Source organism: Streptomyces laurentii (assembly GCF_040635425.1).
GTDB classification, from domain to species: Bacteria; Actinomycetota; Actinomycetes; order Streptomycetales; family Streptomycetaceae; genus Streptomyces; species Streptomyces laurentii.
Genome location: NZ_JBEYHT010000016.1, coordinates 1 through 24,660, shown reverse-complemented (window position 1 = coordinate 24,660; position 24,660 = coordinate 1). Strand labels below are relative to the sequence as shown.

20 protein-coding genes are annotated in these 24,660 nt (G+C 72.9%); 4 read left to right on the top strand and 16 right to left on the bottom strand.

Annotation, left to right across the window (positions count from 1 at the left end; genetic code table 11):
- Positions 1–59 precede the first annotated feature (59 nt).
- Positions 60–1,052, top strand: a complete 993-nt coding sequence (locus ABZ693_RS12975; RefSeq protein WP_359875923.1) for an acyl-CoA desaturase — start codon at positions 60–62, stop codon at positions 1,050–1,052.
- The gene (locus ABZ693_RS12970) at positions 1,049–1,729 is read left to right on the top strand and encodes a TetR/AcrR family transcriptional regulator (protein ID WP_359875922.1); all 681 of its coding nucleotides are present in this window, start codon (positions 1,049–1,051) and stop codon (positions 1,727–1,729) included. The genes ABZ693_RS12975 and ABZ693_RS12970 overlap by 4 nt, the downstream gene beginning before the upstream one ends.
- A 46-nt stretch (positions 1,730–1,775) precedes the next feature.
- Here the strand turns inward: ABZ693_RS12970 and ABZ693_RS12965 are convergent, their stop codons facing one another.
- Positions 1,776–2,144, bottom strand: a complete 369-nt coding sequence (locus ABZ693_RS12965; RefSeq protein WP_359875921.1) for a VOC family protein — start codon at positions 2,142–2,144, stop codon at positions 1,776–1,778.
- Positions 2,145–2,978, bottom strand: coding sequence for a trans-aconitate 2-methyltransferase (locus ABZ693_RS12960; protein WP_359875920.1), 834 nt, complete (start codon positions 2,976–2,978; stop codon positions 2,145–2,147). It abuts the gene before it with no gap.
- 150 nt (positions 2,979–3,128) lie between these two features.
- On the opposite strand from ABZ693_RS12960, the gene ABZ693_RS12955 reads away from it, so the two are divergent.
- The gene (locus ABZ693_RS12955) at positions 3,129–3,626 is read left to right on the top strand and encodes a MarR family winged helix-turn-helix transcriptional regulator (RefSeq protein WP_359875919.1); all 498 of its coding nucleotides are present in this window, start codon (positions 3,129–3,131) and stop codon (positions 3,624–3,626) included.
- A 15-nt stretch (positions 3,627–3,641) separates the two neighbouring features.
- Here ABZ693_RS12955 and ABZ693_RS12950 read toward each other — a convergent pair whose 3' ends face one another.
- The 8 genes from ABZ693_RS12950 to ABZ693_RS12915 form a co-directional block, all read right to left on the bottom strand.
- Positions 3,642–4,325 (bottom strand): response regulator transcription factor, encoded by a 684-nt coding sequence (locus ABZ693_RS12950; protein WP_359876016.1) that lies wholly within the window; start codon positions 4,323–4,325, stop codon positions 3,642–3,644.
- Between the two features lie 304 nt (positions 4,326–4,629).
- Positions 4,630–5,778: a galactokinase gene (galK, locus tag ABZ693_RS12945; protein ID WP_359875918.1), complete on the bottom strand. Its 1,149-nt coding sequence runs from the start codon at positions 5,776–5,778 to the stop codon at positions 4,630–4,632.
- An 8-nt stretch (positions 5,779–5,786) separates the two neighbouring features.
- Entirely contained in the window at positions 5,787–6,755 is a 969-nt protein-coding gene (gene galE / locus ABZ693_RS12940; RefSeq protein ID WP_359875917.1) for a UDP-glucose 4-epimerase GalE, read from the bottom strand.
- Entirely contained in the window at positions 6,752–7,786 is a 1,035-nt protein-coding gene (gene galT / locus ABZ693_RS12935; RefSeq protein ID WP_359876015.1) for a galactose-1-phosphate uridylyltransferase, read from the bottom strand. Before galT ends, galE begins: the two co-directional genes overlap by 4 nt.
- Before the next feature lie 106 nt (positions 7,787–7,892).
- Entirely contained in the window at positions 7,893–8,645 is a 753-nt protein-coding gene (locus ABZ693_RS12930) for a response regulator transcription factor (protein WP_359875916.1), read from the bottom strand.
- A gap of 214 nt (positions 8,646–8,859) precedes the next feature.
- Positions 8,860–10,695, bottom strand: coding sequence for an outer membrane protein assembly factor BamB family protein (locus ABZ693_RS12925; protein ID WP_359875915.1), 1,836 nt, complete (start codon positions 10,693–10,695; stop codon positions 8,860–8,862).
- Positions 10,696–10,839: 144 nt separating this feature from the next.
- Positions 10,840–12,726 (bottom strand): PQQ-binding-like beta-propeller repeat protein, encoded by a 1,887-nt coding sequence (locus ABZ693_RS12920; protein ID WP_359875914.1) that lies wholly within the window; start codon positions 12,724–12,726, stop codon positions 10,840–10,842.
- A 147-nt stretch (positions 12,727–12,873) separates the two neighbouring features.
- Positions 12,874–14,697: an ABC-F family ATP-binding cassette domain-containing protein gene (locus ABZ693_RS12915; RefSeq protein ID WP_359875913.1), complete on the bottom strand. Its 1,824-nt coding sequence runs from the start codon at positions 14,695–14,697 to the stop codon at positions 12,874–12,876.
- Positions 14,698–14,820: 123 nt separating this feature from the next.
- Between ABZ693_RS12915 and ABZ693_RS12910 the strand changes: the two genes are divergently transcribed.
- A complete protein-coding gene (locus ABZ693_RS12910) occupies positions 14,821–15,441 on the top strand; it encodes a Uma2 family endonuclease (RefSeq protein WP_359875912.1) in 621 nt (206 codons plus the stop codon).
- On the opposite strand, the gene ABZ693_RS12905 is transcribed toward ABZ693_RS12910, so the two are convergent.
- From ABZ693_RS12905 to ABZ693_RS12880, 6 genes are all read right to left on the bottom strand, one after another.
- Positions 15,438–16,733 (bottom strand): acyltransferase family protein, encoded by a 1,296-nt coding sequence (locus tag ABZ693_RS12905; RefSeq protein WP_359875911.1) that lies wholly within the window; start codon positions 16,731–16,733, stop codon positions 15,438–15,440. The two genes, ABZ693_RS12910 and ABZ693_RS12905, sit on opposite strands and share 4 nt — an antisense overlap.
- A gap of 182 nt (positions 16,734–16,915) precedes the next feature.
- Positions 16,916–20,152 (bottom strand): DUF7507 domain-containing protein, encoded by a 3,237-nt coding sequence (locus ABZ693_RS12900; RefSeq protein ID WP_359875910.1) that lies wholly within the window; start codon positions 20,150–20,152, stop codon positions 16,916–16,918.
- 218 nt (positions 20,153–20,370) lie between these two features.
- Positions 20,371–21,270, bottom strand: a complete 900-nt coding sequence (locus ABZ693_RS12895) for a 4-(cytidine 5'-diphospho)-2-C-methyl-D-erythritol kinase (RefSeq protein ID WP_359875909.1) — start codon at positions 21,268–21,270, stop codon at positions 20,371–20,373.
- Positions 21,267–22,169 carry a 16S rRNA (adenine(1518)-N(6)/adenine(1519)-N(6))-dimethyltransferase RsmA gene (rsmA, locus tag ABZ693_RS12890; protein WP_359875908.1) on the bottom strand — a complete coding sequence of 301 codons (903 nt, stop codon included), beginning with the start codon at positions 22,167–22,169 and terminating at the stop codon, positions 21,267–21,269. Before rsmA ends, ABZ693_RS12895 begins: the two co-directional genes overlap by 4 nt.
- A 150-nt stretch (positions 22,170–22,319) precedes the next feature.
- Complete coding sequence (locus ABZ693_RS12885) at positions 22,320–23,540, bottom strand: resuscitation-promoting factor (RefSeq protein ID WP_359875907.1); 1,221 nt, start codon at positions 23,538–23,540, stop codon at positions 22,320–22,322.
- Between the two features lie 90 nt (positions 23,541–23,630).
- The gene (locus ABZ693_RS12880; protein WP_359875906.1) at positions 23,631–24,500 is read right to left on the bottom strand and encodes a TatD family hydrolase; all 870 of its coding nucleotides are present in this window, start codon (positions 24,498–24,500) and stop codon (positions 23,631–23,633) included.
- Positions 24,501–24,660: the final 160 nt, after the last annotated feature.

Below are 24,660 nucleotides of genomic sequence, written 5' to 3'. Positions count from 1 at the left end.
AGCGTTTCAGCGTTTCACCCTTACCCACCCCCTCACCCTCATCTCCCCAGGGGACCGTCATGACCACAACCCCCGAGGTGACGTCCGCGTCCGAGCGGACCGCCTCGCCCGCCGCCGGCCAGGCCGGGCCGTCCGCCACGCTGGGCGGGGACAGCAAGCGGTCGATCGAGCAGATCACGCTGCTGCTGTTCATCACGGTTCCCTTCGCCGCCCTGGTCGCGGCGGTGCCGCTGGCCTGGGGCTGGGGGGTGAGCTGGCTGGATCTGGGCCTGATGACGGCGATGTACTACATCGGCTGCCACGGCATCACGATCGGCTTCCACCGCTACTTCACGCACGGGTCGTTCAAGGCGAAGCGGCCGCTGCGGATCGTGCTGGCGGTCATGGGGTCGCTGGCGGTCGAGGGGCCGCTGGTGCGGTGGGTGGCGGACCATCGCAAGCACCACCGGTTCTCGGACGCGGAGGGCGACCCGCATTCGCCGTGGCGGTACGGCGAGACGGTGCCGGCGCTGCTGAAGGGCCTGTGGTGGGCGCACATCGGCTGGATGTTCGACGAGGAGCAGACGTCGCAGCACACGTACGCGCCCGATCTGATCAAGGACCCGGTGATCCGCCGCATCTCCCGCCAGTTCGTGCTGTGGACGCTGGTCTCGCTGCTGGTGCCGCCGCTGGTCGGCGGGCTGGTGACGATGTCGTGGTGGGGCGCGTTCACGGCGTTCTTCTGGGGCTCACTGGTCCGGGTGGCGCTGCTGCACCACGTCACCTGGTCGATCAACTCGATCTGTCACGCCGTGGGCAAGCGTCCGTTCAAGTCGCGGGACCGGTCGGGCAACGTGTGGTGGCTGGCGGTCCTGTCGTGCGGCGAGTCCTGGCACAACCTGCACCACGCGGACCCGACGGCGGCCCGGCACGGGGTGCTGCGCGGCCAGGTCGACTCCAGCGCGCGCCTGATCCGCTGGTGCGAGCGGCTCGGCTGGGCGTACGACGTGCGCTGGCCGGGCGCGGAGCGGATCGCCGCCCGGCGCCGGTCTCCGGCCACTGACGCGGCATGATGGAGGATGTGGCGATCGACGGCGGTACCAGCGGTACGAACGAGCAGAAGCCCCGGCGCGGCCGCCGGGTGAGGATGACGGGCGCGGAGCGCCGGGAACAGCTCCTCGACATCGGTCGCACCCTTTTCGCGGCGAAGGGCTTCGAGGGCACGTCGGTGGAGGAGATCGCGGCGAAGGCCGGGGTGTCCAAGCCGGTGGTGTACGAGCACTTCGGCGGCAAGGAGGGCCTGTACGCGGTCGTGGTCGACCGGGAGATGCGCCAGCTGCTCGACATGGTGACCGGGGCGCTGACCGCGGGCCACCCGCGCGAGCTGCTGGAACAGGCGGCGTTCGCGCTCCTCGACTACATCGAGCGGTACACGGACGGCTTCCGGATCCTGGTGCGGGACTCGCCGGTGGCGCAGTCGACGGGCACGTTCGCGTCGCTGATCAGCGACATCGCCACGCAGGTGGAGGACATCCTGGGTCTGGAGTTCAAGGCCCGGGGCTTCGACCCGAAGCTGGCGCCGCTGTACGCGCAGGCGCTGGTGGGCAGTGTGGCGCTGACCGGCCAGTGGTGGCTGGACGTGCGCAAGCCGAAGAAGGCGGAGGTCGCCGCGCATCTGGTGAACCTGGCCTGGCACGGCCTCGACGGTCTGGAGCAGAAGCCGCGGCTGATAGGCCACCGCAAGAGCTGAGCGGTACGGGTGGGGCGCGCGGGTACCGCGCCGCCCCACCCCGCCCTCACTCCACGGGTTCGAGGAACTCCAGCCGGTTGCCGACGGGGTCCTCGGAGTAGAACCGCCGGTGCCCGGGCAGGTGGTCGTCCCAGACGACGGCGCCGCCGTGCGCGGCGACCCGCGCGGCGAACGCGTCGATGCCGCTGACCCGCAGGCCGGGGTGGGCCTTGCGGGCCGGTCTGAAGTCGGCCTCCACACCCACGTGCACCTGGACGGCGCCGTCGGCGGCGGCGAACCAGCAGCCGCCCCGGGCGGCGAGGACGGGCGGCTTCGGGATCTCGGTCATCCCGAGCACACCCTCGTAGTAGGCGCGCAGCCGCGGTTCGCTGCCGGCGGGGGCGGCGAGCTGGACGTGGTCGAGGGCGACGAGCATCTAGAAGGCCTTCCGGACGAGGGCGAAGATCCTGCGGAACGGGAAGGCGGTGCCGTACGGGCCGGGCGGGTAGGCCTCGCGCAGCCGCTCCCGGTACGCGGCGAGGAAGGCGTCGACGGCGGCCTGGTCGTCGCCGAGGGCGGTGAGGACGGGCCGCAGGGCGGTGCCCTTGACCCAGTCGAGGACGGGGTCCTCGCCGGTCAGCATCTGGTGGTACGTGGTCTCCCACACGTCCACGCCGTATCCCAGCCCGGACAGCCGGTGCAGATATTCGGCGGGTTCCAGGATGTGGACGAACCGCCGGCCCTGGTCGCCGACCCGGCCGCGCCATTCGGGGGTCTCGCACAGTTCGCCGAGGAGGGCGTGGCTGGGCGAGGTGAAGTTGCCGGGGACCTGGAAGGCCAGCGTGCCGCCGGGCCTGAGGCCGGCGACCCAGGCGGGCAGGGACTCGGGATGGTTGGGCACCCATTGCAGGGCGGCGTTGGAGACGATCAGGTCGTACGGCTCGTCGGGCGTCCAGTGCGCCGCGTCGGCGAGCCGGAAGTCGAGCCAGCCGCCGCCGGCGGTGGTGCCGGACCAGTCCTTCTCGGCCTGCTCCAGCATTTCGGACGACAGGTCGAAGCCGGTGATGTGGGCGTCCGGCCAGCGGTCGGCGAGCAGAGCGGTGACGTTGCCCGGACCGCATCCGATGTCGGCGATGCGGGCGGGCCGTTCTTGGCTGGGCAGGCGCGGTATTCGTGCGAGCAGATCGAGGAACGGCCGGGTGCGGTGTTCCGAATGCCGCAGGTACTGCTGTGGGTCCCACGTTGGTGCGGCGGAGTCCACGGAACGCATTGTCGAAGTCCCCTCGCTGGAACGAATGACCGAAACGGAACGGGTAGTCCCGGCCCGGTCCCTTCCCCGCACTCCGCCATTCTATATCTTGACGTCAAGATACTCGGCCTGAAGAGACTTTACGTCAACAGACCCTCTACACTGATCGTCATGGAGGACGAGGTCGACCGACTGGTCGCTGCATGGCGCCGCGAGCGCCCCGACCTCGACGTGGAACCGCTCGAGGTGCTCAGCCGCGTCTCCCGGCTGGCCCGCCACCTCGACCGCGCCCGTCGGCTCGCCTTCTCCGAGCACCAGCTGGAGCCCTGGGAGTTCGACGTCCTCACGTCGCTGCGCCGCGCCGGCGCGCCCTACCAGCTCTCCCCCGGCCAGCTGCTCACCCAGACCCTGGTCACCTCGGGCACGATGACCAACCGGATCGACCGCCTCACCAAGAAGGGCCTGGTCGAACGGCTCCCCGACCCGAGCGACCGGCGCGGCGTGCTGGTCCGCCTGACCCCCGAGGGCCGCGACCGCGCCGACCAGTCCCTGGCCGGCCTGCTCGCCCAGGAACGCGCCATCCTGGCCCGTCTGGCCCCCGCGGAACGCACCGAACTGGCCAGCCTGCTGCGCCAGTTGACGGCCCCGTTCGACAACACCCCGATCTGACCGCGGCCGGCCGGGTCAGGAGGCGACGTCCTCCACGGGCCCGACCCCGGCCCGCCGGGCCAGCGCCACCGCGGCCAGCGTGGAGTGGACGCCCAGCTTCCCCAGCACGTTCTGCATGTGCGTCCGTACGGTGTGCGGGGACAGGAACAGGCGCTCGGCGACGGCCTTGCGCCCCAGTCCCGCCACCATGCAGCGCAGTACTTCCCGCTCGCGCGGCGTGAGCGCCTCGACGAGCCGCTCGCTCTCCGTGCGGTGCCGGCGGGCCTCGGTCAGCTCGCGCAGGACGCCGGTGAGCAGGGCGGGCGGCAGATGCGTCTCGTCCCGCAGGACGCCGCGGACGACCGCGAGCAGGCGCTGCAGCGAGCAGTCCTTGGCGACCCAGCCGGAGGCCCCGTTCTGCAGGGCGAGCGCGGCGCGCGGGGCGTCGTCCTTCTCGGCGAGCACCACGACCCGCAGCGACGGGCGGCCCTCGCGCAGCTCCGCGACCAGCGCGACCCCGTCGGCCCCGCCCAGATCGGCGTCGACGAGCAGCACGTCGAACCGCCGCCCCTCGGCCGCGGCCCGGTCCAGCGCACGCCGCGCGGCGGCCCCGCTCCCCGCGGCGGCGACGTCGACGTCGGGCTCCGCCGCGAGGGCGGCGGCCAGCGATTCGGCGAACACGCGATGGTCGTCCACCACCAGAACCCGGATTCGGGCCACGGACACCCCCAAGAATGGTCGAGGTACGGCCCGGCGCGGGCACGGCACCGGGAGCGGCGGGCCCGTCGGTTCACACGGCCGCCGCCGTGCCCTGACAGTTACCCCGCCCCGGGCGCCGTACCCGGCGGGTCTCGATACCCCTGATCAGCACCGGCCCCCACCGATGCCACGACCAACGTACAAGCAGCCCGCACCCGCCCGAGGCGAATTCCCGGAAGTCCCCCACCCTCCACACACCCCACCCCCGACACCCGCAACCCCCACCCACTCCCCACCAGCGAAGACGGCGGGCGGCCGCGGCCCCTCAGCCCACGCGCCGCGCCCCCGCGGCCGGCACCGCCGCGAAGACCCCCGGCACCCCGTACCCCGCGCCGGCGAACGCGCCGGTCACCGCCGCCGACACCGCGTCCGCCCGCTCCGACTCCACGAGCACCACCGCGGACCCCCCGAACCCGCCCCCCGTCATCCGCGCCCCCAGCGCCCCGGCCTCGACCGCCGCCTCGACCACCAGGTCCAACTCGGGGCAGGACACCCGCAGGTCGTCCCGCAGGGACGTGTGTCCTTCGACGAGCAGCGCTCCGACGGCGCGCGGGTCGCCGCCGTCGAGGAGCGCGATGACGCGTGCGACGCGGTCGTTGTCGGTGACGACGTGCCGGACGCAGCGCCGTACCGATTCCGCCGCTCCCTCCAACTTCCGCAGCGCGTCGTCCAGTTGCGTGATGCTCACGTCGCGCAGCGTCCGCACCCCGAGCGCCCGCGCGCCCGCTTCGCAACCGGCGCGCCGCTCCGCGTACGCGCCGTCTCCGAGCGCGTGCTTCACGCGGGTGTCGACGACGAGGAGCCGCAGTCCGTCGGCGGCGAGGTCGAAGGGCACCTGTCGATATGTCAGGTCGCGGGTGTCGAGGAACAGCGCGTGGCCTTCGGTGGCGCACGCGGAGGCCATCTGGTCCATGACGCCGCAGGGCACGCCGACGAAGGCGTTCTCGGCGCGCTGGGCGAGCACGGCGAGTTCGGGGCGGCCGAGGCCGAGTCCGTACAGCTCGTCGAGGGCGAGCGCGGTGACGACTTCGAGGGCGGCGGAGGAGGAGAGTCCGGCGCCGGTGGGCACGGTGGAGGCGAGGTGGACGTCGGCGCCGCCGACGGGGTGTCCGGCGTCGCGCAGGGCCCAGACGACCCCGGCGGGGTACGCGGCCCAGCCGCTCACGGAGCCGGGCGCGAGCGCGTCGACCCGGGCCTCCACCACACCGCCCTCGACGTCCCGGGAATGCAGCCGCAGCACGCCGTCGTCCCTGCGGGAGACGGCGGCCACGGCGGTGTGCGGCAGAGCCAGCGGGAGCACGAAGCCCTCGTTGAAGTCGGTGTACTCACCGATGAGGTTGACGCGTCCGGGCGCGGCCCAGACTCCTTCGGGCCGGGCCCCGTACAGCGCGTCGAACTCTGCCGCGATCCTCATGCGTATCCCTACTCCTGTTCCTTTTCCTGCTTCCGCGCGAACGCCCACGCGTCCTCGACGATGCCCGCGAGGTCGGCGCGGGACGGCGTCCAGCCGAGCCGCTCGCGCGCGGCGTCGGCGGAGGCGACGAGCACGGCCGGGTCGCCGGCGCGGCGCTCGGCCATGACCTCGGGCACGGGGTGCCCGGTGACCTTGCGGACGGTCTCGATGACCTCGCGGACGGAGAAGCCGTTGCCGTTGCCGAGGTTGCAGATCTGGTGCTCGCCGGGCTTCATCGCGCCGAGCGCGGCGAGGTGCGCCTCGGCGAGGTCGGCGACGTGGATGTAGTCGCGGACGCAGGTGCCGTCGGGCGTCGGGTAGTCGTCGCCGTAGACGTTGATGGCGGCGCGCTTGCCGAGGGCGACCTGGAGGACGAGCGGGATGAGGTGCGACTCGGGGTCGTGCCGCTCGCCGCACTCGTGGTAGGCGCCGGCGACGTTGAAGTAGCGCAGGGAGACGGCGGCGAGGCCGTGCGCGGCGCACTCGCCGGTGATCATGTGGTCGACGGCGAGCTTGCTGGCGCCGTACGGGTTGGTCGGCGCGGTGGGCGCGGACTCGGTGATCGGCACGCTCTGCGGCTCGCCGTAGGTGGCGGCGGTCGACGAGAAGACCAGCTGCCGGACGCCGGCGTCGCGCATGGCGGCGATGAGGGCCATGGTGCCGCCGACGTTGTTGTCCCAGTACTTCTCGGGCTTGACGACGGATTCGCCGACCTGCGAGTACGCGGCGAAGTGCAGGACGCCGTCGTACGAGGAGTCGAGCCAGCGCGCGGCGTCCTGGATGCGGCCCTCGATGAACGTCGCGCCGGCGGGGACGCCTTCGCGGAAGCCGGTGGAGAGGTCGTCGAGGACGGTGACCTCGTGTCCCGCCTCCAGCAGGTGCGTGGCGACCGTGCTGCCCACGTAGCCGGCTCCACCCGTCACCAGGTACTTACTCAACTGCTTGCCACCTCTCGGAGTCTGTCGGCCGCGGACTCCGGTGAGACGTCGTTCATGAAGGCGCCCATCCCGGATTCGGTGCCCGCGAGGTACTTCAGCTTGCCAGAGGCTCGGCGGACGGTGAAAAGCTCCAGGTGCAGGGCGAACTCGTCGCGGGCGTCGGCGGGGGCCTGGTGCCAGGCGGAGATGTACGGGGTGGGCGGGGCGTCGGGCCCGAAGAGGCGGTCGAAGCGGCGCAGCAATTCGAGGTAGAGGCCCGGAAGTTCGGCGCGGGCGTCGTCGCCGAGGGCGGTGAGGTCGGGGACCCGGTGGTGCGGGTAGAGGTGGACCTCGTAGGGCCAGCGGGCGGCGTACGGCACGAACGCGGTCCAGTGCTCGCCGGCCAGGACGACCCGTTCACCGGCCCGCTCGCGCGCGAGGACGTCGTCGAAGAGATTGCGGCCGGTACGCGCGCGGTGCGCGGCGGCGGCGCGCAGCATGGTCGCGGTGCGCGGGGTGGTGAAGGGGAAGGCGTAGATCTGGCCGTGGGGGTGGGCGAGGGTGACGCCGATCTCGGTGCCGCGGTTCTCGAAGCAGTAGACCTGCCGGACGCCGGGGCGGGCGGCGAGTTCGGCGGTGCGGTCGGTCCAGGCGGCGACGACGAGGGCGGCCCGCTCCTCGGTGAGGTCGGCGAAGGAGGCGGTGTGGTCGGAGGTGAAGCAGACGACCTCGCAGCGGCCGTTGTCGCCGGAGAGGGAGGGGAAGCGGTTCTCGAAGACGGCGACGTCGTACGCGTCCGCGGGGATCTCGCTGTGCCGGTCGCCGGTGGAGGGGCAGAGCGGGCAGCTGTCGGCGGGCGGGTGGTAGGTGCGGCCCTGGCGGTGCGAGGCGATGGCGACGTGCTCGTCGAGGAGCGGGTCGTGGCGGATCTCGGAGGCCGAGGTGACGGGCGTGAGGGGGCGCGGGTCGGCGGCGTCGCGGACGGTGTCGTCGTGGGCGTCGAAGTAGACGAGTTCGCGCCCGTCGGCGAGGTGGGTGACGGTCTTCTTCACGGCGGGCTTCTTCACGGCGGGGCCTCCATCGAACAGAACCCTTCATAAAAAACCACAATCCAACATCACCGCGCAACACTCACCCCGGTACGACCGCACCGGGGCATCAGCCGCGCGCCGCCGAGGCGCCCCCCAGACCCACGCCGCCTACGCCGCCCAGGCTCCCGACGCCCGCGCCGCCGCCCACACCCGCCGGGGCCGGCACCCGGTCGAGCAGCCCCGTCCGCGCCGCCAGCGCCGCCGCCTCCAGGCGGGACCCGACGCCCAGCTTCATCAGCACCCGCTGCACATGCGTGCGCGCCGTACTCGGCGCGATCGCCATGCCCGCCGCGATCCCCCGGGTGTCCTCGCCCTCCGCCACCCGGACCAGCACCTCCGCCTCGCGCGGGGTCAGCAGCCGCAGCAGCCGCTGCCCCTCGTCGTCGGGCTGCGCCGCCGGGTGCAGCAGCTCGGCGAACGCGGCCTGGAGGAGCTGCGGCGCCACCGCCGACTCGCCCGCCCGGGCCTTCACCAGGGCGCGCTCGACCCCCTCGATGCGCTCGTCGTGCCGGACGTACCCGGCCGCACCGGCCGCGAACGCGGCGGCGATGCCGCGCGGCGACGGCACCGGGCCGAGCACGACGACGGCGGTCTGCGGGCGCTCGCGCCGGATCCGTACGACCGGATCGAAGACGCCCGGTTCGGCGGGCCGCGAGGTGCCGAGCAGACAGACCTCCGGCGCGCGGCTCACCACCAGGTCCGCGGCCCCCGCGACCGGCGCCGCCGCGGCGAGCACCCGGTGCCCGCGCAGCTTGAGCGCCGAGGCCAGCGCCTCCGCGTGCAGACGGTGGTCGTCGACCACCATGAGCCGAACCCCCATCGGTCCTCCCCTCCCCGGGCCAGGCCGCCCCCGGCCCCTGGACCCGGCACGGTACACACTCCCCCGCCCGTCTCCGCCCTGTTCGCGGGCATCGGCCGGCCGCGGGCCGGATCCGGCGCAGGTCCGGGAAACACGAGGGGCCCCTCCCGCGGTGGGAGGGGCCCTGAGTCCGTCCGGCCGTCCCCCAGGGGTGGCTGTACGGGTGTGCGTACGGTCAGCCGGCCGCCGAGAAGGCGACGACCAGGTACTCCTTGCCGATCGGCTTCTTGCTGATCAGGGTGTCCGCGACGAAGAAGTGCCCGTTGCCGTACAGGTACTCGGCACTGGGGGCGTTGAAGCTCGTCTCGGCGTCCCGGATCTCCTTCTGGTCCGGGTTCTTCATCAGCACGGTCGACTTCATCGAGCCGCCGTCGATGGAGACGATCTCGCCGCCCTTGTTGTACGGGGGCAGCTTGTACGCGATGAGGTTGCCGCCGTCCATGCGCAGCGGCATCAGGGTGTAGCGGTCGCCCGCGTCGGCCTTCTCCGGGGCCAGCCGGCCGTTGTCGAGGTCGAAGGCGACGATCTCGTTGGTCTCGTCGCCGTACTCGCCGGTGCTGCCCTCGTGCTTCTCGGTCGGCACGTACAGCTTGTTGTTGCCGACGGCGAGCTGGGTGCAGCCCTCGACCCGGCTGGAGCGGCAGCGGCCCGCGTAGCGCTGCGGGTCGGCCGTGATCTTGGCCTTCAGCTTGCCGGTCTTCTCGTCGATGGAGAAGAAGTCCGAGATGCCGCTGCCGTCGCCCTCGACGTCGCCGACCTCGGCCGCGACGACGAGCGGCTTGCTGGAGACGACGGACGCGAAGTCGACACCGCGGGGCATCTTGTACTCCGACCGCGGGGCGCCGGACATCGGGTCGAGGGTCTGGATGCTGACGGTCGGGTCGTCGTACGTGCCGCACCTGCGGACCGCGACCAGGCCGGCGCCGCCGCCGTAGCCCGCGTCCTCGCAGCTGTCGGCGTTGGCCTGCGGCTTCCAGCGCGGGTTGCCGTTGGCGATGTCGAAGCCCGCGCCGCCGTCGAGGCCGCCGGCCGCGACCGTCCGGTCGTGCACGGTGACCTCGGTGAAGGTGGCCTTCTTGTCGCCGGCGGTGCCGCCGGTGATCGAGGTGGACCACACCAGCCTGCCGGTCGTGAGGTCGACCAGGCCGACCTCGGTGCAGGGCTGGAAGAAGCGCGGGGCGGCCCGCTTGGACGCCTCGAAGAGGATCGGCACCTTGTGGTCGTTCGTCATGTGGGCCGAGGCGCCGCAGATCTGACCGGTCAGCGGCAGGGTCCACTTGACCGAGCCCTTGGCCGGGTCGTAGCCGACGACCGAGTTCAGGCCCGCCTTCACGTACGTGGTGTCCGTGAGCCAGGAGCCGGAGGTGTCGGTGACGTCCTGGACCCGCGGCAGGTCCAGCTTGAACGCGAGCGTCGACTTCGGGTCGGCCGGGGCCTTCTCCTTGCCGGGCCCGTCCACGCCGCCCGAGCCGCCCTTCTCGCCGCCCGTGCCGCCGCCGGCGGCCCCGCCGGACGTGGCCTGCGGGTCGGCGGGCTTGTCGCCGCCGGTGTTCGCGTAGATCAGGCCGCCGCCGACGAGCAGGACGACCGCGGCGGCCGCCGCGACGACGATCCGCATCTGCGTCGACAGCTTCTTGCGCCCGCCGGGCGCCGGCTGGCCCGCCGCCGGCATGGGCCGCATCGGCTGCGTGGGGAACTGCGGCTGCTGCTGCTGCGGGTAGCCGTACTGCTGCGGCGGCTGCGGCATGGTGGGCGGCTGCGGCGGCTGCTGGCCCTGCGGATAGCCGTCCTGCGGGTAACCGTACGGCGGCGGCACCGCCGGCTGGCCGGGCTGCTGCGGGTATCCGTACCCCGGCTGACCCGGCTGACCGGGCGGCGGCGGGGTGCCGTAGGCGCCGGGCTGGGGGTCCTGCGGCGCGCCGAACCCACCCGGCGGGGGGTCCTGCGGTGCCCCGAAGCCGCCCGGCGGCGGCCCGGGGGGCTGGTTCGGCGGGGGCGGCGGCTGCGTCATGACGTACGTACCTCGGAAGGGTCGGGGAGGGGACGGCGGGGCGGGCGGGACGGGGCGTCACGGGGACGGCCTCACCGGCGGGGAACGACGACGCGGGTGGCACGGCACCGGCGGACGGGCCGCCGTGCCGTACCACCCGGGACGTCACTTGCCGTAGGCCATCATCGACTTGGTCTCCTTCTCCGCCTTGTCGTTGGCGGCGGAGATCCGGCCGGCGGCGATCACGAAGGTCCCGCCGGAGTACGCGTAGGCGGCGTCGTAGAAGGAGCTCTCCATCGACGCGAGCCCGGCCTGGCCCTGGATCAGCACCTTCGGCGCGCCGCCCGTCGGGGCGAGGGTCGCGACCGCGCTGCCCTTGCCGTACTTGGGCTCGACGTACACCAGCACGTCGGAACCCTCCATCCGCAGCGGCTGCATGGCCTGCTCGGCGGGCGCCTTGGCACGCCACTTGACGTTGCCGGAGTTCAGGTCGAAGGCGACGACCTCGTTGGACTTGCCGTACTCGCTGTCGGTCGCCATGTAGAAGGTGTTCGCGTCGGCGGCGACACCGGTGCAGCCCTGGAGGTTCTTGCCGAAGACGACGAAGGTGCCGCCACAGCTCGGCGAGAACCGGTCGGAGCCGCCCGCGTGCATCTGCGAGCGCAGCTTGCCGCCCGAGGTCAGCGTGAAGATCGACCACTTCTTCTTGTCGGTGTCGTCGTTGCGCTGGATCGTGGAGACCACCAGCGGGTCGACGGAGTAGACCCGGTCGACCTCCCACGTGAGCGGGAGCTTGTAGGTCCACTTGGTCGCGCCGGTCGCGGGGTCGATCTCGCTGACCGCGTGCGACTCCTTCTTCACGTCCCCGGACGGGCACTTGGAGGCGGCGATCAGCTTGCTGCCGCCCGCGTACGCGTACGGCTTGCAGCCGCTGGTCGGCGAGGTGAAGAGCTGCTTGCCGTCGGCGAGGGAGAAGCCGTAGGCGGAGCTGGAGCCCGACGCGGTCACCGTGTTGCCGCTGATGGCGAGGGTGTTGTCGGAGAAGGCGAACAGGCCGGTGGGCTTGGGGATGGCCTTCTTCCAGCCCGCCTTGCCGGTCTTGAGGTCGACCTGCTGCATCTGGAGGCACTTGGCGCGGTCGCCGGCGCTGTCCTTGACGCCGAAGACCATGACGCCGTCGGCGGACGGCTCCGGCGGGGCGGCGCACAGCTCGAAGGGCACGTCGACGTGCCACTTCGAGGAGCCGTCGGCGAGGCTGTAGCCGTCGATGCCCTTGTACATGGCCTTGACGACGGTGTCGCCGACGATCCACGGGCCGTAGACGTCGGCGCCGTTACGGGGCAGGTCGACGTTGTTCTTGAGCAGCCACTGGACCTTGGCCTCGCTGCCGGTGCGCTGCGCGTTGAGGTCGTCCTCGCCGCCGTCGCCGTCGCCCTTGCCGTCGCCCTTGTCGACCGGGGCGGTGGTCTTCGGCCCGTTGGAGGAGGTCTCGGTGGGGCCGGCGACCGGCTTGTCCTCGTCGCCGCCGCTGAGCGCGAACCAGGTGCCGCCACCGACCACGAGCAGCGCGGCCGCCGCCGCGGCGACGATGACGCCGGGCTTGCCCTTGAACGGGTTCCTGCCGCCTCCGCCGCCGGGGCCGGGCACGGGCCCGCCGGCCATCGGGGCGGTCGGGTAGCCGCCACCGCCCCCGTAGGGGTTCTGCTGCTGCCCGTAGGGGCCCGGCTGCTGGCCGTACGGGCCGGGCTGCTGCGGGTACCCGTAGGAGCCGGGCTGCTGCCCGTAGGGGCCCGGCTGCTGGCCGTACGGGCCGGGCTGCTGCGGCTGCCCGTACGGGCCGGGCTGACCGGGCTGCTGCTGCGGCGGGGCGTACGGGCCGGGCGTCGGGCCGGCGGCCGGGGTGGCGGGTGCCGTGGGCGGCATCGCGGGTGCCGTCGGCGGAGCCGGCGGAGCCGCGGGCGCCTGCGGCGGGACCGGCGGCGCGGGCGGAACGTTGGAGTCCGGGTTCGGTGCGCCGAAGCCCGGCGGCTGGTTGCTCGGCGGCTGGGTCATCAGCGCGGTCCCCCTATGGATATGAACGGGTTTTCTTTCTACCACCCGGAGGATGGCTCAAAAGTGGCCGGTCCGCGCCTTGTTCCCAAGGGCGAACCGGCCTGTGATGCCGTCGTTACTCGTTCTCTACGAGTTCTCTACGGGTGCCTACGCATCCTCGGCGAGTTCCAGCCACCGCATCTCCAGCTCCTCGCGCTCGGCCGCGAGCTCCCGGAGCTCCGCGTCCAGTTTCGCCACCTTCTCGAAGTCCGTGGCGTTCTCGGCGATTTGAGTGTGCAGCGTGGACTCCTTGGCCGAGATCTTGTCCAGCTGACGCTCGACCTTCTGGAGTTCCTTCTTCGCGGCGCGGGCGTCGGCGGCGGACAGGCCCGGCTTCTGGCCGGCCGCGGCACCGCCGCCCGCGGGGGCGGCGGCCGGGGCCGGGACGGCGGCCTCGACCATCGCGCGGCGCCGCTCCAGGTACTCGTCGATGCCGCGCGGCAGCATCCGCAGCGCCTGGTCGCCGAGCAGCGCGAAGACGCGGTCGGTGGTGCGCTCGACGAAGAACCGGTCGTGGGAGATGACGATCATCGAGCCGGGCCAGCCGTCGAGGAGGTCCTCCAGCTGGGTCAGGGTCTCGATGTCGAGGTCGTTGGTGGGCTCGTCGAGGAAGAGGACGTTGGGCTCGTCCATGAGGAGCCGCAGCAGCTGGAGCCGGCGCCGCTCACCACCGGACAGGTCGCCGACCGGCGTCCACTGCTTCTCCTTGCTGAAGCCGAACTGCTCGCACAGCTGCCCGGCGGTCATCTCCCGGCCCTTGCCGAGGTCGACCCGGTCGCGCACCTGCTGCACGGCCTCCAGGACGCGCAGTTCGGCGGGCAGCTCGGTGACGTCCTGCGAGAGGTACGCGAGCCGCACGGTCTTGCCGACGACGATCCGCCCCTCGGCGGGCTGCTGCTCGCCCTCGGTGACGGCGGCGTCCGCGAGCGCGCGCAGCAGCGAGGTCTTGCCGGCACCGTTGACGCCGACCAGACCGATACGGTCGCCCGGGCCGAGCTGCCAGGTGAGGTGCTTGAGGAGGGACTTCGGACCGGCGGTGACGGAGACGTTCTCCAGGTCGAAGACCGTCTTGCCGAGCCGGGCGTTGGCGAACTTCATCAGCTCGCTGGTGTCGCGCGGCGCCGGCACGTCCGCGATGAGCGCGTTGGCGGCCTCGATGCGGAAGCGGGGCTTGGAGGTACGGGCCGGGGCGCCGCGGCGCAGCCAGGCCAGCTCCTTGCGGACCAGGTTCTGCCGCTTGACCTCCTCGGTGGCGGCGATCCGCTCCCGCTCGGCGCGGGCGAACACGTAGTCGGAGTAGCCGCCCTCGTACTCGTACACCGAGCCTCGCTGCACGTCCCACATGCGGGTGCAGACCTGGTCGAGGAACCAGCGGTCGTGGGTGACGCAGACGAGCGCCGAGCGCCGGTTGCGCAGGTGCTCGGCGAGCCAGGCGATGCCCTCGACGTCGAGGTGGTTGGTGGGCTCGTCGAGGATGATCAGGTCCTGGTCCTCGATGAGCAGCTTGGCGAGCGCGATCCGGCGGCGCTCGCCACCGGACAGCGGGCCGATGACGGTGTCGAGGCCCTTCTCGAAGCCCGGCAGGTCGAGCCCGCCGAACAGCCCGGTGAGCACGTCGCGGATCTTGGCGCTGCCCGCCCACTCGTGGTCGGCCATCACGCCGATGACCTCGTGCCGGATGGTCGCCTCGGGGTCGAGCGAGTCGTGCTGCGTGAGGACGCCGAGCCGCAGCCCGCCACTGTGCGTGACGCGGCCGGTGTCGGCCTCCTCCAGCTTGGCGAGCATCCGGATGAGCGTGGTCTTGCCGTCGCCGTTGCGGCCGACGACACCGATCCGGTCCCCTTCGGAGACGCCGAGCGAGACCCCGTCCAGCAGCGCACGGGTGCCGTACACCTTGCTGACGGACTCGACATTGACCAGGTTGACGGCCATTTCACTCCTGTACGGGATCGGTAGACGTTCAAGAGTAGACGGTGCGGGGTATGCCTCACTCTTTGTAATGACGCCACGGGAAGCGCGCGGCAGGCGGGGGACCGGGGCGGAACAATCGGGGCCATGGGAGAGACCACGGGGCCCGAGCGCACGATCCAGCCGTTCACGGAGCCGGTTCCCACCTGGCCGAGACCGCCCGTCGGGGGCTGGCCGGTGGACGACCTGATGACGCTTCCCGGCCTCCCCCGGCACACCGAGCTGATCGACGGGAGCCTGGTCTTCCCGGCGCCGCGGCGCCGCTTCGACAGCGTGATGATCTCCCTCGTCTGCGAAGGGCTGCGGAGCAGCGTGCCCGCCGGGTTCCGCGCCTACAGCGGGATGACGGTGGTCGTCGACCGTGCGAACGCCCCCGAGCCGGACGTCCTCGTCGTCCGCGAGGAGGCCGTCGGCGGTCTCGGCCAGCGGTCGTTCCCCGTCGACGGCGTCGCCCTGGCCGTGGAGGTGGTCTCGCCGGACTCGGAGTCCCGCGACCGCACCACCAAGCCGCACAAGTACGCGGCCGCCGGCATCGAACACTTCTGGCTGGTGGAAATGGAGGGCGAGGACGACCACCCGGTCGTCCGGGTCTACGAGCGCGACCCGGTCACGCGGACGTATCTCTGCACCGGCATCCACCGCGACCGGCTGAGACTCCCGGTCCCCTACCCCCTCGACATCGACCTCACCGCCGTCGACGACTTCTAGGCCCGCCCCGCCCGCTCCACCAGGAACCAGCCCGCCAGGGCCATCGCGACGGCCGCGGGGGCGGTCACCCGGACGGCGATCAGGGTGGCGGTGTGGCCCTCCAGGAGGCCGCCGAAGCCGGTCATGGAGAGGCCGAGGACGCCGAGCAGGGCGAGGGTGTTGCCGAGGGCGGCGAGCGGGCCGCCCGTGCCGTCCGAGGGGGCGGCGGGAGCCGGGTGCTCGAAGCGGCGGAAGACGGCGACGAGCAGCGCGGTGAGGGCGACGGCGGCGGCGATACGCAGCGGGACCTGGGCCCACCAGGCGCCGGTCGCGGGGGCGGGGAGGCGGACGCCGAGGGCGAGCATCGCCCCGTACACGCCGAGCATGGCCGTCAGGTGCCACAGGAACGCGGTCATCGCGATGCCGTTCGCGGCGACGACCGCCCGCCAGACGCGGGCCCGCGCGGCGAGGCGGGTGCCGGGGCCTTTCAGCAGTTCGACCGCGCCGACCAGCCACAGCCCGTGGCAGAGCAGGGCGAGGGTGGGCGGGGCCATGTTGGAGATCTTCTCGCCGGGCATGCCGACCATGGACAGCGGATACGGGCCGAACGCCACGAGCGCCACCGCGCCCGCGAGGCCGGCCGCGGCAAGCAGGGCCGGGCGGCGGATCATGCCGTCGGCGCGCAGGAAGCCGAGCTGGTGGACGGCCAGCCAGACGAGGGCGAAGTTCAGGAACTCGACGTACGGCACCCCGGCCGCGAACCGCAGCAGGTCGACGCCGACCGCGCCCGCGACCAGTCCGGCGAAGGCGCCCCAGCCGTACCGCTCGTGCAGCCGCAGCAGCGGCGGGGTGAAGGCGACCATCGCGAGGTAGACCCCGATGAACCACAGCGGCTGGGTGACCAGGCGCAGCGCCACGCCCGTCAGCCCCGGCCCGGCCGTCCCGTCGGCGGCGAGCAGCTGGACGGCGAGCGCGAGCACGCCCCACACCGCGATGAAGACCATGGCGGGCCGCAGCAGCCGTTGCAGCCGGGCGCGCAGGAAGCCCGCGTACTGGGGGCGGGAGCGGTGGGCGAGGGCGTGCGAGAAGCCGCCGACGAAGAAGAAGACCGGCATGACCTGGAGTGCCCAGGTCAGGAGCTGGAGGCCGGGGACGACGGCGAGCAGGTTGCCGACCTGTCCGTCGCCGGTGACGGCGGCCATCAGCCAGTGGCCGAGGACCACGACGGCGAGCGAGGCCACCCGCAGCAGGTCGATGTAGCGGTCGCGCGACGCGGGGGTGGCGGCGGCGAGTTCCCGAGCGCTGATTCCCATGGGGGTACGGTGCCGGGCCGGCCGGGCACGGCGTCAGAGCGTTCGTACTCACCTCATGCATGAGTACGAACAGAATCGGCCGGATCCGCGCGGCGGCGCCGACGGAACGGAGAAACCCCCGGCGCCGCCTCTTTCGGGACGGCGCCGGAGGTCTGTCGGTCCGTCTGTTTCCTCTCTGCCGCTCAGCGGCGGGCGGGCTCCTTCTTGTGGCCGTAGCCGTGGTCGTCGCAGTCGCCGTACTCGCAGGGCTTCTTCACCTTGATGGTGATGTGCGCCCGGGCCGGCTCGCTCGTGACCTCGCGTCCCTCCGGGTCGGTCCCGGTCGCCCGGGCCGTGTTGGTGATCACGCACTCCTTGCCGTGGCCACCGCCCTTGCCGTCCTTGCCGCGGTCGTCGCACTTGTCGAGCGACGCCTCGGTGACGGTGTAGGTACCGGTGCAGGTGGTGGAGGCGCCCGGTGCGAGCGTGCTCGCCTCACAGGTGACGTTCGAGATCAGGTCGTCGGTCACCCGTACGTCCTCGATGGGCGTGGTGCCGGAGTTGGTGACGGTGTACGCGTACTCCACCTCCGAACCGACCTCGAACGGTCCGCGGGAGACCACCCGCTTGGCGAGGGTGAGGGCGGCCTGCCCGATCGGGACGGTGACGCTGGCCTCGGCGGGCTCGCTCGTGGCGTCCTCACCGCGCGGGTCCGTGCCGGTCGCCCGGGCCACGTTGGTGATGACGCAGCTGGTGGTCGAGCCACCCTGCCGGCACGCGTCGATGTCGGCCTGGGTGATCGTGTACGTGCCCTGGCAGAAGGTGGAACCGCCGGGGACGAGGTCCGTCTCGTCGCAGACGACGTGCTGGACCCGGTCGTCCGTCACCCGCACGTCGTGCAGCGGGGCGGTGCCGGTGTTGGTGACGGTGTACAGGTAGTCGACCGTCGTCCCCACCTGGAACGGGCCTTCCGAGACGACCTGCTTGGCCAGGGTGATGTGCGGCTCTCCGATGAGGACCTCGACGCTCGCCTGGTCGGGCTCGCTGACGATCCGGTCGCCCTGCGGGTCCGTGCCGTTCGCCCGGGCCGTGTTGGTGACCATGCACGGCCGGGTGGTGCCGCACGCGTTCGCGTCGGCCTGGGTGATCGTGTACGAGCCGGTGCACTCGGTGCTGGCACCGGGCGCGAGCGTGGTCGCCTCGCAGGTGATGGTGGTGACCTTGTCGTCACTCACCTGCACGTTGGCCAGCTGGACGTTGCCGGTGTTGGTGACGGTGTACGCGTACTCGACCGTCGACCCCACGTGGAACGGGCCTTCCGAGGTCACCCGCTTGCCCACGGTGATGTGGGGCTCGGCGATGGAGACGCCGACGCTGGCCTGGTCGGGCTCGCTGACGATCTCCTCGCCCTGCGGGTCGGTCCCGCCGGCCTGCGCCACGTTCGTGATGACGCAGTCCGTGGTGCCGCCGGTCTCCCGGCACTGGTCGATGTCGGCCTGGGTGATCGTGTACGAGCCGGTGCAGGTGGTGGAGGCACCGGCGGCGAGCGTCGTCGCCGCGCAGGTGACGCCGGTGGCGTGGTCGTCCAGGACCTGGACGTTGGTCAGCGTGGTGGTGCCGGTGTTGGTGACGGTGTACGAGTAGTCGACCGTCGAGCCCAGCTGGTACGGGCCGGTCGACGTCACCGACTTCGCGATGGTGATGTGCGGCTGTCCGATCGGGAGGGTCAGCTCGACCTCCGGGGAGGTGATCGTGTTCCCGTCGGACGTCCCCGTCGCCGTGGCGGTGTTGGTGACCGAGCCCTCCGTGCCGTCCGCGGCGGTGATCACGTAGGTGCCGGTGCAGGTGGTGCTGTCACCCGGCTCCTCCGCGGGGGCCAGCGTGGTCGACTCGCAGGTGATGTTCGTGACCTTGTCGTCGTGCACCGCGACGCCGGTCAGCTCCGTTCCGCCGGTGTTGCGGACGGTGTAGCGGTAGGTGACCGTCTGCCCGACCGCGTACGGTTCGGGCGTCTCCACGTTCTTCTCGACCTCGATGCCCGGTGGCCGCTGGAGCGGCACCCGTTCCGAGGAAGGCGGTGACTCGACCGTCTCGCCGTCGGAACTGCCCGTCGCGATGGCGGTGTTGAGGACGGCGCCGGCGGCCACGTCGGCCGCGGTCACGGTGTACGTGGCGGTACAGGTGATGGTCTGTCCGACCGCGAGATCCGTCGTGGGACAGGCCACCGGGCCGATCTTCGGGTCGTTGACGACGAGATCGGTGATGGGCGTCGTCCCCGAGTTGGTGACGACGAAGTCGTACGGCACCTGCGACCCGGGCGCCAGGTCACCGGGGAGCGGCAGCCTGGCCTGCTTGACGAGGTTCAGCTCGGGAAGCGGGTCGGCACTGTGGACGACGACGTTGCGGACGAGGTGGACGTCGGTGTTCGCCCCGGTCGAGGCGGCGAAGCCGAACTTGAAGGTCGTCGGCAGGGGCGTCGGCGCGGGCGTGTTCAGGACCTCGTGCGAGCCGGTGCCGTCGTTGAAGTCGACGGCCACGGTCAGCTGCGGGTTGGCCCCCGCGGTGATGTGCACGTTCACCCGGCGCCGGTCGGCCTCCAGCAGCTGCACGGCCTCCGCCGGGGTGGTGCCCGCCGGGATCGAGGTCGTCGGGCCCTGGAGCTCACCCGGGAGCGTCGACGGGTAGGGACCGGTGGGGCCGAAGTTGCTGACCGTGGCGGTCATGAAGCAGTACCCGATCGTGCCGTCGCCCGGCCCGCGCAGGGTGATCACGTTGGGCGCCGGGGGCGGCCACGACTGGAAGGACGGCGAACGCTGGGCGCAGCCGTTGCCGCGCGACTCCCCGTCACCGAAGTAGTTGCCGTACACGTCGAGGCCCACGCCGAGGTACCCGTGGTCGACACCCGGCTGCATGGGGATGCCCGGGTTGTCGCCCTCCCGGAGCTGGGCGTAGCCGAGGCTGCCGCCGAAGGCTCCGGGGTGGGTCAGCGAGGAGGCGCCGTCGGCCAGGAAGAAGGAGATCCCGTCGGCGGGGCGGGCCGGGGTCGTGCTGCCGTACTGGTACTGGTCGAAGGTGACGTCCAGACCCTGACCCGCGGGGAGGGCGTGGTTGTACAGCACGGCCGCGCTCTTGAAGTTGCTGGCGTCGGTCAGCCGCAGGAAGCCGTCGGGCGCCGCGTTGTTCGGCGGCACCGGCCCCACCGGGCTCGGCCCGCAGCCGCCCAGGGGGTGGCTCCCGCTCGGCGGCTGCGAGGCGGCGCCCGGCGCACCGGTGAGGCACGCGGGCCCCACGGCCATGAACTCCGGTGCCGTGGCCTCGGCGAACGTCTCGTTGAGCAGGGGCGAGCCGGCTCGCAGCCTCGGCTCGGGCTTCGGCTCGGCGCCGGCGGTGCCGCTCAGCGCGAGGGGCGCTCCCGCGCCGACCACGAGTGCCAGAGCCACCGCGGCGATACGGGAGACGCGCCCGGGCGGTGTGGGCCGGCCGGGTGCGGAAGGGGGTCGTCTTTTCCTCATGCCCCGCATCAGACAGTCACCGCATTCACGCGACTACCTGACAAAGTGCCACGTACCCCCAAAGGCTTCCGCATTGGAGCCGAGTGCCGTAATACGCCCCCGGACGCGACAGCCGGAGGGCACGTCGGAGGACCGCCGGGACTGCCTTAAAGGAGGGTGGCCCCGGCCGCCGGGGAGGTCGCCACGCGCGCCGTACGGCAGGTGCCGGAGGCGATCAGCGCGTCGGCGACCGAGGCGGCGGCGTCCGCGTCCTTCACCAGGAACGCGGTCGTCGGCCCCGAACCGGACACCAGCGCCGCCAGCGCGCCCGCCTCGGTGCCCGCCGCGAGGGTCGCGGCGAGCGAGGGGCGCAGGGACAGGGCGGCGGACTGGAGGTCGTTGGCGAGGGCGTCCGCGAGGGCGCTCGTGTCGCCGGTCCGCAGGGCGTCGAGCAGCGCGGGCGACGCGGCCGGCTCGGGGACGTGCACGCCCGCGGTGAGACGGTCGAACTCGCCGTACACCGCCGGGGTCGAAAGCCCGCCGTCGGCGACCGCGAACACCCAGTGGAAGTCGCCGCCCACCGGCAGCTCGGTGAGCCGCTCGCCCCGCCCGACGCCGAGCGCCGCGCCGCCGACCAGGCTGAACGGCACGTCGCTGCCCAGCTCCGCGCAGATCTCCAGGAGTTCGGCGCGCGGCGTGCCGAGGCCCCACAGGGCGTCGCAGGCGAGCAGCGCGCCCGCGCCGTCGGCACTGCCGCCGGCCATGCCGCCGGCGACCGGGATGTCCTTGGCGATGTGCAGGTGCACGTCCGGGGAGATGCCGTGGCGGGCGGCGAGCAGCTCGGCGGCCCGCGCGGCCAGGTTGGTCCGGTCGAGCGGCACCTTGTCGGCGTCAGGGCCGTCACAGGTGATCGTCAGCGTCCCGGCGGGCGTCGCCGTGACCTCGTCGTACAGGGAGACGGCGAGGAAGACGTTGGCCAGGTCGTGGAACCCGTCGGGGCGCGCGGCACCGACCGCGAGCTGGACGTTGACCTTGGCCGGGACCCGTACGGTGACGCTGGCACTCATGCCGTGGATTCCTTCTGCTGCGGCTGCTCGGGCTTGTTCTCGGCGATCCGGGCGAACTCCTCGACCGTCAGCGCCTCACCGCGCGCCTGCGGCGAGATCCCGGCCGCGACCAGGGCCTCCTCGGCGGCGGCCGGCGAACCGGCCCACGACGCGAGGGCGGCCCGCAGGGTCTTGCGGCGCTGCGCGAAGGCCGCGTCGACGACCGCGAACACCTCCCGCTTCGACGCGGTGGTGGCGACCGGCTCGGCACGCCGCACCAGGGACACCAGCCCCGAGTCGACGTTCGGCGCGGGCCAGAACACGTTCCGGCCGATGGAGCCGGCCCGCTTGACCTCCGCGTACCAGTTGGCCTTCACCGACGGCACGCCGTACACCTTGTTGCCGGGCCGCGCGGCCAGCCGGTCGGCGACCTCGGCCTGCACCATGACGAGGGTGCGCTCGATGGTCGGGAACCGGTCCAGCATGTGCAGGAGGACCGGCACGGCCACGTTGTACGGCAGGTTCGCGACGAGCGCGGTCGGCGCGGGACCGGGCAGCTCCCGGACCAGCATCGCGTCGGAGTGGACCAGGGCGAAACGGTCCTTCCGCTCCGGCATGCGGGCCGCGATCGTGGCGGGCAGCGCGGCGGCGAGGATGTCGTCGATCTCGACGGCCGTCACCCGGTCCGCGGCCTCCAGGAGCGCGAGGGTGAGAGAGCCGAGCCCGGGGCCCACCTCCACCACCGTGTCGTCCGGGCGCACCTCGGCCGTGCGGACGATCCGCCGCACGGTGTTGGCGTCGATGACGAAGTTCTGGCCCTTCTGCTTCGTGGGCCGTACGCCGAGGGCGGCGGCCAGCTCACGGATGTCGGCGGGGCCGAGGAGGGCGTCGGGGCTGTCGGGGCCGGTGGTGGTGCTCACCGGTACAGCGTAGGGCCTGTCCCCACCCACCTGTCCGGCCGACGCCTCCCGGAGAACCTCGGAGCCCTCTTCCCCTGTGCTTTTCCTCCCCTCCCCGGCCCCCGCGCCCCCACCCCCGACACCAGCGCCCGCCCCGCGGCCCGCACCCCCTCACCCGGACAACCGCGACCCGCAATGCGGCCACGGCGCCGCCCCCCGGCTCACGTACAACTTCTTCGCCCGATACGTCTGCTCCGCCGCCGGCGCCTCCTGCGCCGTCCCCGTCCCTCCCAGCGCCCGCCACGTCCCCGCGTCGAACTGGTACAGCCCCCCGTACGTCCCCGACGGGTCCACCGCGTCGGCCCGTCCCCCGGACTCGCACGCCGCGAGCGCCCCCCAGTTCAGCCCGTCCGCGCCGGCCACGGACCCCGGCAGCCGTCTCGTGCCGACGCGGATCCGTTCGGGGACGGGCTCGTGGACGGTCTCCTCGCTCGTCACGCGGGGTTTCTGCCGGACGCCGTTGACGGTGCGCAGGGCGTACGTGACCCGGCGTACGCCCGGCGTGCCCTGCCGGTCGACGACTTCCGTCCCGGCGAACAGGGTGGGGTCCGGTGTCCGCTCGACGGCGAACGGCACGGGTTCCTCGCGGATCTCCTCGCCGCCGGTGATCCGCAGGATGGTGACGGTCTGGCCGTCGCGGGGGAAGGAGGCGGGCGGTACGGAGGTGGTGTCCTCGTCGGCGAGGACGATCCCGGCCTCCTCGACGGCCTCGCGGACGGTGGCGGCGTTGGTGCGGACGGTCCGCTCCCGGCCGTCCGCGAGGAAGGTGACGGTCCGCTCGGTGCGGACGTCGAGCGCGAGGCCCCGGCGGGAGATGGCCGCGGACCGGGAGACCGAGAGGTACGCGCCTTCGGCTCGGACGCCGAGCTGGCGCAGGGCGCCGTCGACGGTGTGGGCGGTGGTCCACACCTGGCGGCGCTGTCCGTCGAGGGTGAGGGAGACGGGGCGGCCGTAGCGGACGGCGACCTCGTCGCCGTCGGCGAGGGCGGCGCCGGGGGCGGGGGCGACGATGTCGTGGGCGCCGGGGGCGAGGCCCCGCTCGGCGAGGAGTTCGCCGATGTCGTCGGCGAAGGTGTGCAGGGTGCGCGGGACGCCGTCGACGGTCAGCCGGACGGCCTTGTCGTCGGCGACGAACGCGGTGGTGCCGCCGGCGAGGCAGGCGACGACGAGGGCCTGCGGGAGGACCCGGCGCAGGCCGCCGGTGGCGGGCGGCGGCGCCTTGCGGCGGCGGCCGCGGCCACCGCCGCCGGGGGGCCCAGGGGTGGGCCCGGCGGAGGGCCCGGCGGAGGGCCCGGGGATGGCGCCGGTGCCCGCACCGGATCGAGTGCTCACGAGGCCGGGACCCTAGCCCCGGCCTCGGTGACACGTCATGACGACGCGACTGCGCCCCGCGATCGTTATGCGGTGGTGATGTCGGACCGGTCAGTAGTCGAAAGCACGTGCCGTGTTGACGGCGAGCGCCTCCGCCAGCTCCTCCTCCGTGATCCCGCGTACCGCGGCCATCGCCCGGACGGTCACCGGGATCAGGTACGGGGCGTTCGGGCGGCCCCGGAACGGCGCGGGCGTCAGGAACGGCGCGTCCGTCTCGACGAGGACGCGGTCCAGCGGGGCGACGGCGAGGGCGTCGCGCAGCGGCTGGGCGTTCTTGAAGGTGACGTTGCCGGCGAACGACAGGTAGTAGCCCTTGGCCTTGCAGATCTCCGCCATCTCGGCGTCGCCCGAGAAGCAGTGGAAGACGGTCCGCTCGGGCGCGCCCTCCTCGTCGAGGATCCGCAGCACGTCCGCGTGCGCCTCGCGGTCGTGGATCACCAGGGCCTTGCCCTGCCGCTTGGCGATCTCGATGTGGGCGCGGAAGGAACGCTCCTGCGCGGCCATCCCCTCGGGGCCCGTACGGAAGTAGTCGAGGCCCGTCTCGCCGACGGCCCGCACGTCCGGGAGGGCGGCCAGCCGCTCGATCTCGGTGAGCGCGTCGTCCAGGGCCGCGTCGCCGCCGGCCTCGCGGGCGCCCTGGCGGGACCACCCGTCGGGGTCGCCGAGAACGATCCGCGGGGCCTCGTTGGGGTGCAGGGCGACGGCGGCGTACACGTTCGCGTGGGCGGCGGCGGTGTCGGCGGCCCACTGGGAGCCCTTGAGGTCGCAGCCGACCTGGACGACGGTGCTGACGCCGACGGCGGCGGCCTTGGTGAGGGCCTCTTCGACGGTGCCGGACTGCATGTCGAGGTGGGTGTGCGAGTCCGCGACGGCGATGAGAAGGGGTTCAGGCAGGGGTGGCGGGGCGTCCTTGGCGGTCATGGAGGTGATCGTATGCGGGGCGCGTTCGCGGGGGCCGGGGCATGGTGGGTGGGGGTGCGAGGGCCAGGGCCTTTCTTTTGGATCAGGCTGGATCAGGGAGCGGGGTCCGGTGCGGGTGATCGCAAGGCGGAGGAGGGAGACAACGCGGTGGGGGTACCTC

Bases quoted from the DNA above. Each gene is read 5' to 3' on its own strand.
- ABZ693_RS12975 (WP_359875923.1), top strand. From the start codon at position 60: ATGACCACAACCCCCGAGGTGACGTCCGCGTCCGAGCGGACCGCCTCG.
- ABZ693_RS12970 (WP_359875922.1), top strand. From the start codon at position 1,049: ATGATGGAGGATGTGGCGATCGACGGCGGTACCAGCGGTACGAACGAG.
- ABZ693_RS12965 (WP_359875921.1), bottom strand. From the start codon at position 2,144: ATGCTCGTCGCCCTCGACCACGTCCAGCTCGCCGCCCCCGCCGGCAGC.
- ABZ693_RS12960 (WP_359875920.1), bottom strand. From the start codon at position 2,978: ATGCGTTCCGTGGACTCCGCCGCACCAACGTGGGACCCACAGCAGTAC.
- ABZ693_RS12955 (WP_359875919.1), top strand. From the start codon at position 3,129: ATGGAGGACGAGGTCGACCGACTGGTCGCTGCATGGCGCCGCGAGCGC.
- galK (WP_359875918.1), bottom strand. From the start codon at position 5,778: ATGAGGATCGCGGCAGAGTTCGACGCGCTGTACGGGGCCCGGCCCGAA.
- ABZ693_RS12930 (WP_359875916.1), bottom strand. From the start codon at position 8,645: ATGGGGGTTCGGCTCATGGTGGTCGACGACCACCGTCTGCACGCGGAG.
- ABZ693_RS12925 (WP_359875915.1), bottom strand. From the start codon at position 10,695: ATGACGCAGCCGCCGCCCCCGCCGAACCAGCCCCCCGGGCCGCCGCCG.
- ABZ693_RS12920 (WP_359875914.1), bottom strand. From the start codon at position 12,726: ATGACCCAGCCGCCGAGCAACCAGCCGCCGGGCTTCGGCGCACCGAAC.
- ABZ693_RS12915 (WP_359875913.1), bottom strand. From the start codon at position 14,697: ATGGCCGTCAACCTGGTCAATGTCGAGTCCGTCAGCAAGGTGTACGGC.
- ABZ693_RS12910 (WP_359875912.1), top strand. From the start codon at position 14,821: ATGGGAGAGACCACGGGGCCCGAGCGCACGATCCAGCCGTTCACGGAG.
- ABZ693_RS12905 (WP_359875911.1), bottom strand. From the start codon at position 16,733: ATGGGAATCAGCGCTCGGGAACTCGCCGCCGCCACCCCCGCGTCGCGC.
- ABZ693_RS12895 (WP_359875909.1), bottom strand. From the start codon at position 21,270: ATGAGTGCCAGCGTCACCGTACGGGTCCCGGCCAAGGTCAACGTCCAG.
- ABZ693_RS12880 (WP_359875906.1), bottom strand. From the start codon at position 24,500: ATGACCGCCAAGGACGCCCCGCCACCCCTGCCTGAACCCCTTCTCATC.